General features: G+C 58.9%; 7 protein-coding genes. 1 reads left to right on the forward strand and 6 read right to left on the reverse strand.

Annotation, left to right across the window (positions count from 1 at the left end; genetic code table 11):
* Positions 1-5 precede the first annotated feature (5 nt).
* The 6 genes from JNM28_05475 to JNM28_05500 form a co-directional block, all read right to left on the reverse strand.
* Positions 6-200 (reverse strand): DUF2202 domain-containing protein, encoded by a 195-nt coding sequence (locus JNM28_05475; GenBank protein MBL8067878.1) that lies wholly within the window; start codon positions 198-200, stop codon positions 6-8.
* Between the two features lie 246 nt (positions 201-446).
* Positions 447-653 carry a hypothetical protein gene (locus tag JNM28_05480; protein ID MBL8067879.1) on the reverse strand — a complete coding sequence of 69 codons (207 nt, stop codon included), beginning with the start codon at positions 651-653 and terminating at the stop codon, positions 447-449.
* A 6-nt stretch (positions 654-659) separates the two neighbouring features.
* Positions 660-1,214, reverse strand: coding sequence for a C40 family peptidase (locus JNM28_05485; protein ID MBL8067880.1), 555 nt, complete (start codon positions 1,212-1,214; stop codon positions 660-662).
* A gap of 37 nt (positions 1,215-1,251) precedes the next feature.
* Positions 1,252-2,226, reverse strand: coding sequence for an acetyl-CoA carboxylase carboxyltransferase subunit alpha (locus tag JNM28_05490; GenBank protein MBL8067881.1), 975 nt, complete (start codon positions 2,224-2,226; stop codon positions 1,252-1,254).
* Positions 2,226-3,044 carry an acetyl-CoA carboxylase, carboxyltransferase subunit beta gene (gene accD / locus JNM28_05495; protein ID MBL8067882.1) on the reverse strand — a complete coding sequence of 273 codons (819 nt, stop codon included), beginning with the start codon at positions 3,042-3,044 and terminating at the stop codon, positions 2,226-2,228. The genes JNM28_05490 and accD overlap by 1 nt, the downstream gene beginning before the upstream one ends.
* A 50-nt stretch (positions 3,045-3,094) precedes the next feature.
* Positions 3,095-4,894, reverse strand: a complete 1,800-nt coding sequence (locus tag JNM28_05500) for a hypothetical protein (GenBank protein ID MBL8067883.1) — start codon at positions 4,892-4,894, stop codon at positions 3,095-3,097.
* Positions 4,895-4,950: 56 nt separating this feature from the next.
* Between JNM28_05500 and carB the strand changes: the two genes are divergently transcribed.
* Positions 4,951-6,705, forward strand: coding sequence for a carbamoyl-phosphate synthase large subunit (gene carB / locus JNM28_05505; GenBank protein MBL8067884.1), 1,755 nt, complete (start codon positions 4,951-4,953; stop codon positions 6,703-6,705).
* The last annotated feature ends 191 nt before the right edge of the window (positions 6,706-6,896 follow it).

Genomic DNA, 6,896 nt, shown 5'->3' on the forward strand with positions numbered 1-6,896 from the left:
ACACTCTAAAGCAAAGCGGCGACGGCGTCCATATGCTTTTGCTCTGATTTGGCAATGTTGGCGAATATCCGAATTCCGTACTTATCGGCAAAGGCCGTATAGACGTCCCGCGCCATCTTCTCTTCCTGAATCATGAAATTTAAATCTGGGCCATGGACGGAAGGGCGGAGAATCATAGAAAGCAGGATGGATGCGATCATAATTGGAAAGAGTCGAATACCCGGCTGAGGGGTTCACCGTGTCCTGGGTTGCTTTTCGGCAATCCAATCGAACGATCGGGATTCCTGCCGCCGTCCAAAGCATGCAAGGCCGGCCCGTGGGCATCCCTCTTCCCCAAGAATCCACTGGGTCCCGCCGTTGCCGCCGAAATGGGGCCAATGCCCTCCCGGCCCCGGAGCGAGCGTGCGGCGGCGATACCGAAAGGCGGCGGCAAGGGCCTTGCAACCTTAATTCTTCATTCGGGCGGCGGCAACGCCGAGCGCAACGGCACATCCAGCGGAGCCGAAAAAGCCGGGGATTGCCCAGGCGAGGATCCGGTTGCTGGCCTGGGCTTGGGTGATCCCACCCCCAAATCCGACCATCACGCCGTAGCCGACGGCGGCGATTCCAGCCAACAGGACGAACCCGGCGAAGACGAAGAGGAACAGTCTCATGCGGGTTCAAAGATTGGCGTCTCGCCGCCGGAACACTTTCCTCAAATCCGGATTCCCTTTTGTGGCCGCGTCGGCCCGAGCCAAAAACCTATCCAAGGTTTCGACGACCATGCCTTGATATCGCTCAGTGTTGTGCATGACCCAATTGGCCCCGTCGTACCAGACAACCACTCCGGTGTGCCCGCGCCATTGCCGGTCGGCGTTCAGGTAGCGGAAAACGATGACGTCGCCGGGGCGGATTTGGCCACTCGCGGAGGTGAAACCGACTTTGGCCATGAAAGCCGGGTCGATCAACTCCTTGGTCGTCGGCCGGAACGGGCAGGGGTTACCGCATTGGTTGATGTAGTCGCTGACGAAAATCGAGCAGTCGTTTGCCCCCCAAATGTATTCGCCGCCATTTTTCACATAGTTACGATAGGCGGGTTCAAGCTCCGGCTGCTTCTTTAAAACATCGGCCGGAACTGTCTTGAGCAATGTCGCGGGCGGATTGAAGACCCGGTAAAGAACCCCACCGGCGACCGCCAAACCCAAGACTGCCGTGATCGCCGCGGTGCGGTTCATAACCAGGCAGACGCCGCAACGGCCACCCGGGTTGCGCTCAGTTGCCGAGCATGTGCCCGAAGGCTCGGAACCGGTCGTACCGGTGCTGCCGCAGTTGCGCGGGAGCGAGTTTGCCAAGCGAACCCAGGGCCAAAGCCACTTCGGATTTGACGGTTTGAGCGGCTTCTGCCGGGTTGCGGTGGGCTCCGCCAAACGGTTCAGGCAAGACTTTTTCGACGAGGCCGAATTCCAGGGCGGAGTCGGCCGTGAGTTTGAGAGCGGCGGCAGCTTGGGCCTTCTTCATCGGGTCCCGCCACAAGATGGCCGCACAGCCTTCGGGCGGGATGACGCTATAGACGGCGTGCTCTTGCATCAAAACGGTGTTGGCAATGGCGATGCCGATCGCACCGCCAGAGCCCCCTTCGCCGATGACCACGCTCACAACGGGGACGGTCAATTCGAACATTTTGAGCATGCTGGCCGCGATGGCTTCGCTGATCCCCCGGGATTCTGATTCGACGCCGGGGTCGGCTGCCGGCGTGTCGATAAAGGTGACCACGGGCATGCGGAACCGTTCGGCCATTTCAAACATCCGGATGGCTTTGCGGTACCCCTCTGGCTTGGCCATAGCAAAGTTCCGGTAGGCGCGATCTTGGATGTTGCGGCCCTTTTGGTGTCCAACGAGCATGACGGGGGTTCCATCCAGTCGGGCGGGGCCAGCGACGACGGCATGGTCTTGGCCGATCCGGCGATCCCCGTCCAATTCGGTGAAATCAGTGAAGATCGCGTTAATGTAATCGAGCGTGTAGGGGCGCGGCTCGGCCCTTGCCAGCAACACTTGCTCCCACGGACCAAGGCGCGAATACCGAACCTGCAGGAAATTCTCGATCCGTTTTTCAAACTCTTCCGCCCGGGCTTCCAAAGCTTGGCGTTTGACGGAATCGGTTTCTTTGTCGGCGAGCTGCCGCAATTTGGCGACCCCGTCCTCTAGTTCCAAGACCGGTTTTTCCCAATCCTTCCAGGTGTTGTCCATTAGTTTTGCCCTCCTTGGAGGTGGGCGCCCAGCATCGAGCAAAGGTCGGCGAGCGTGGCTTTCATCTCGCGCCGGTGGACGATTTTGTCCAGCATCCCGGACCGATGGACGAACTCCGCGGTTTGGAAGTCGTCAGGGATTTTGAGCACTTGGGCTTGGGCGCTGACCCGGGCCCCGGCAAATCCGACAAGGGCCTTGGGTTCGGCCAGGATGACATCGGCGATGCTGGCGTAACTGGCAAGCACACCGGCCATGGTCGGATCGGTGAAGACGGAGATGTACGGGATGCCGTTTTGCCGGCATTTATCCACCGCGGCCGTGGTCTTGGCCATCTGCATAAGGCTAAGCAACCCCTCTTGCATCCTCGCTCCCCCAGAAGCGCAAAAAATAACGACCGGGCATTTGAGTTCCACGCCGCGTTCAAGTGTCCGGGCGATCTTTTCACCGTTGACGGAGCCCATTGAGCCACCCATGAAGTGGAAATCTGCGATGGCCGTAGCGATCTGCAACCCGTCCAGCGTGGCCGTGCCGCTCACCAGACTGTCCTTCATCCCAGATTTCGCTTGAGCTTGAGCGTATTTTTCCTCGTATTCGGGAAATTGGAGCGGGTCACCGGAAACAAGTTCGGCATCGCATTCCCGGAAACTGCCGACGTCGAAAGTGGCGTCCACCCGCTGCTGCCAGGTGAGCCGGTGGTGGTGATCACAATGGGGGCAAACGCGGAGGTTGGACTCAAAATCGGCGGTGAAAAGGGTTTTTTTGCATCCTTTGCACTGGACGAAGTTGGGGTTGGCCGCCGGAGCCTTCCGCGATGACATAGGGGAAGGAGGATACCTGGCACCGGGTCAAGGCTCTGCGCCGCCCTGACTTACGGCAGGTCGACCCAAACACCGTGGTTTTGCGGACCGTCGCCGGTCCAAACCGTGAATTGCAAGAAGGCGGTCGTGCCGGGGTTACCCGCCGCGAACGGGAACGAATACACCCCCATCCTCGACCCGTTGGGGGTAATCATCCCAAGGGTTTGCCGGCCGGTGACCGACTGCGTGCCGAGTTGGGCGTCGCCGAGCCGGACGGCATAAGCTTCGATTGTCCCATTGTTCCGAAGGGTCACGGTGATCTTGTAGGTGTTGTCCAGTTCCCGGATCACCGACACGTTCGCCGGTGTGACCGCAATCGATCCCGGGTTCGGGGAATTGACATCCCAAACGGCAGGATCCCAAACATTGAAATCCACGTTTCCTCCGGCCACCGTTTGGTCGAGGAGGAATTGTTTGCCACCCCGAACCTCCCATCCGCCATAGGGAACCCAAGCGCTGGAGTTGCTTAAAGTAAGGTGATCCTTGTAGACGTGGGTGATGAGCTGGGGTTTTGAATCCCAAAGCCAGAGCTCACGGAAGTCGTTGCTGGAATTGGTGTATTGGTTCCACCACTGGTTGGACCCCTCGTTGCGGGTGTAGAGCATCGGCCAGAACCCCAGGTTGCGGACCCGTTGGACGGCTTCGGCGATCCGTTGCACCCGGTCGTCGGGCGACATCGTGCCTTGGTAGACATTTTCGATGTCGACCATAAAGTATTTGAGATCGTAGGGCAGGGAAGTTTTGTTGGTGACGAATCCGATAGCTTTAAGCCCTTGGTCCACCTGCCACTGCCCGGTTTGGTTGGCCGGGGCCCCCGGGACGGTGGACCCGTTGTCGAAATTGAGGAACGCATAGGCGGCAACCTTGTAACCGGCTTGGTTCGCCCGGATCAGGTTTGTGGCGGCTGATGTCCAATAGCCGTGTCCTCCCCATGCGGCCTGGAAGAATGTTGACCATCCGGCCGCGCGCATGGTGTTGAGGAATGAGGTGGTGGCGGTTCCCGCCATGTCGATCCCCCCGAACAGGGTATTGGATCGGGGCGTACTCCAGGGCCCGGGGCGGCCGCGTGAATCAAGCGTCCTGACCCTCCACGTGTAGTTGCCCGGTTGGTAGCCGTCAGATTCCAGCGTGAAAAAGCTGAATGTGGTGCCCGTCGATTGCAGCGGCAAGGTGACTGTCCGCTGGGTTGGGCCGGTCATCTCGATCTGGTACATCACGCTTTGAGGATATGCCGTGGTGAGCAGCCCCTGAAAAGCTGGGGCACAACCCAAGTTTTCATTGGCAACCGGGTACCCCATGCCCGGCGGCGGAAGCTGACCAATGCTCACGGTCACCGTCCGGTAGGTCAGGTCGGTTGTTGCCCCTGGCAACCGTGCAAAAAAAGTGATTTTGAGCGTGCCGACAAAGTCATTTTTGGTTTTCAAGCCCATGATCAAACGCACGCGCATGAACTGGTTCAGCGGCCCTCCTTGGTAAACTACCTCTCCAATCGAGCTGGATTTGAGCGTCCCAAAGGTCGATGCGAGGTCAAGTGTGGCCACTGCGGACGGCGTATCGACCCTGGCCCCGTATTCCAGATTTGCAAACTCTTGGTCGAAGTAGAGGAATGCCGTGTGGTTTGTGTATTGCCCAACTTCGGTTTCCAAAGTCGGCTGGACTAGGAAAAAGGTGTCAGCCCGGGATACCGATGCCGCCATCAACAAAGCGAGCAGAGGCAAAAGGCGGGAAATCCGGCAAAGGAGCGGCATATAGGGTTCGATTCCTCTTGGCCAAAAGGGATCTTTGGCAATGGCCCATATTTTATCCGCCATCCGGCCCCCCGTGACCCGTAGGGTTACCGGGTGTGCTCCGGTATAACCATGCTTTAGTGGAAAAGATCCTTGTGATCGGTAGCGGCCCGATCATCATCGGCCAAGCGGCAGAGTTCGATTACGCAGGTACCCAGGCGTGCAAAAGCCTCCGCGAAGAAGGGTACGAGGTCGTCCTGATCAACTCTAACCCGGCGACGATTATGACGGATGAGGAGACGGCGGAAGCGGTCTACATCGAGCCGCTAACCCCCGAGTTCTGCGAGCGGGTCATTGCCAAAGAACGGCCGGACGGCTTGCTTCCCACCCTGGGGGGGCAAACGGGTTTGAACCTGGCTTCCCAGCTTGCCCAACTGGGAATCTTGGAGAAATATGGCGTCAAGCTTTTGGGAACCCAACTGGAGGCCATCCGGAAAGCCGAAGACCGGGAGCTTTTCCGCGCTTTGATGCGCGAAATCAACGAGCCCGTCCCCGAAAGTTGGATCGTTGAGAGCGAATCGGACCTGGAAGCCGTCCTAGACGAGGTTCCGTATCCCTGCATCGTCCGCCCGGCATACACCCTAGGAGGAACCGGCGGCGGGGTGGCCACGACCCGCGAAGAACTTTGGGAAATCGGGCGCAAGGGCCTCAAGCTCAGCATGAGGAGCCAGCTGATGGTGGAACGCAGCTTGCTTGGATGGAAAGAAGTCGAGTACGAGGTGATGCGCGACCGACTTGGCAACGTGATCACCGTCTGCAACATGGAAAACCTCGACCCGATGGGGGTGCACACCGGTGATTCCATCGTCGTCGCCCCCAGCCAAACGCTGAGCGATATCGAGTACCACATGTTGAGGACCGCCAGCCTCAAAATCATCTCGAACCTGGGGATCGAAGGCGGGTGCAATGTGCAGCTGGCCGTCAACCCGGATAGCTTTGACTACTATGTGATCGAAGTCAACCCCAGGGTTTCCCGGAGCTCCGCGCTGGCCAGCAAGGCTACCGGGTATCCCATTGCCCGGATCGCGGCCAAGATCGCGGTTGGCAAAACCTTGGACGAAATCGAAAATGCGGTGACCAAGACAACCAAGGCTTGCTTTGAGCCGGCATTGGATTATTGCGTGGTCAAGATCCCGCGTTGGCCGTTCGACAAGTTTGCCAGCGGGGATCGGCGGCTGAGCACCCAGATGAAAGCGACGGGCGAGGTCATGGCCATCGACCGTTCATTTGAATCGGCTTTGATGAAGGCAGTTCGCGGCCTCGAGGTTAAACAGCGGGATCTCCAGCACGCCGGCATGGCCCGGTTGACCACCGAAGAGCTTGAAGAAGCCTGTCGCATCCCCACCGACGAACGCCTTTGGGCCCTTGCCGAGGGCCTCCGACGGGGTTGGACGGTTGCGCATATCCACGCGCTCAGCCGGGTGGACAATTGGTTCTTGGAGAAGATCTCAAACCTCGTACAAGCCGAATCGGAGTTGTCTTCGATATTGCATGGGACGGCCGAGTCCGTTGAGGGCGCGATTGGCCGGGCTTTGGGGCTCGGCTATCCGGGGGCAAGCGCCCGCAGCTTTTTGGGATGCACGCCCAGCCTGCTGGCGGAAGCTCAAGGTGGCGGGCCCGGGTTTGAATTCCGTGCCCGGGAATCCGGCTGGCTTGTGGGCAACCTGCCCGGGAAAACCGCCCAAGACGTTTTGGCGGCTGATGCGGCCCTCAAATCCCTGGAGTCAAAATCCGTGGTGAAGATGGTCGATACGTGCGCCGGCGAGTTCGAATCATCGACTCCGTACTACTATCGGACGAATGACGCTGAAGATGACCACGTATCGGTTGTCTGACAATAACCACTAAAGTCGGTTAGTTACCACTATGAATTCGACATTTTTACGATAATCTCCGGTTGATATGTCGGATATCAAGACACGCTCGCTTTTGGGGGCGGCCGTCCTGTTGTGCCCACTTGCAGCTTTCGCTCAGGTGGGTTCGCTTTCTACCGCCTTGGATGGCGGTATGGCGAAGGGGGATCGTG

The organism is Armatimonadota bacterium (genome assembly GCA_016789105.1).
Lineage (GTDB): Bacteria > Armatimonadota > Fimbriimonadia > Fimbriimonadales > Fimbriimonadaceae > UphvI-Ar2.

What these genes read in the sequence shown, in the direction of transcription:
- JNM28_05475 (MBL8067878.1), bottom strand. Translation starts at nt 200, where the DNA reads ATGATCGCATCCATCCTGCTTTCTATGATTCTCCGCCCTTCCGTCCAT.
- JNM28_05480 (MBL8067879.1), bottom strand. Translation starts at nt 653, where the DNA reads ATGAGACTGTTCCTCTTCGTCTTCGCCGGGTTCGTCCTGTTGGCTGGA.
- JNM28_05485 (MBL8067880.1), bottom strand. Translation starts at nt 1,214, where the DNA reads ATGAACCGCACCGCGGCGATCACGGCAGTCTTGGGTTTGGCGGTCGCC.
- JNM28_05490 (MBL8067881.1), bottom strand. Translation starts at nt 2,226, where the DNA reads ATGGACAACACCTGGAAGGATTGGGAAAAACCGGTCTTGGAACTAGAG.
- accD (MBL8067882.1), bottom strand. Translation starts at nt 3,044, where the DNA reads ATGTCATCGCGGAAGGCTCCGGCGGCCAACCCCAACTTCGTCCAGTGC.
- JNM28_05500 (MBL8067883.1), bottom strand. Translation starts at nt 4,894, where the DNA reads ATGGCGGATAAAATATGGGCCATTGCCAAAGATCCCTTTTGGCCAAGA.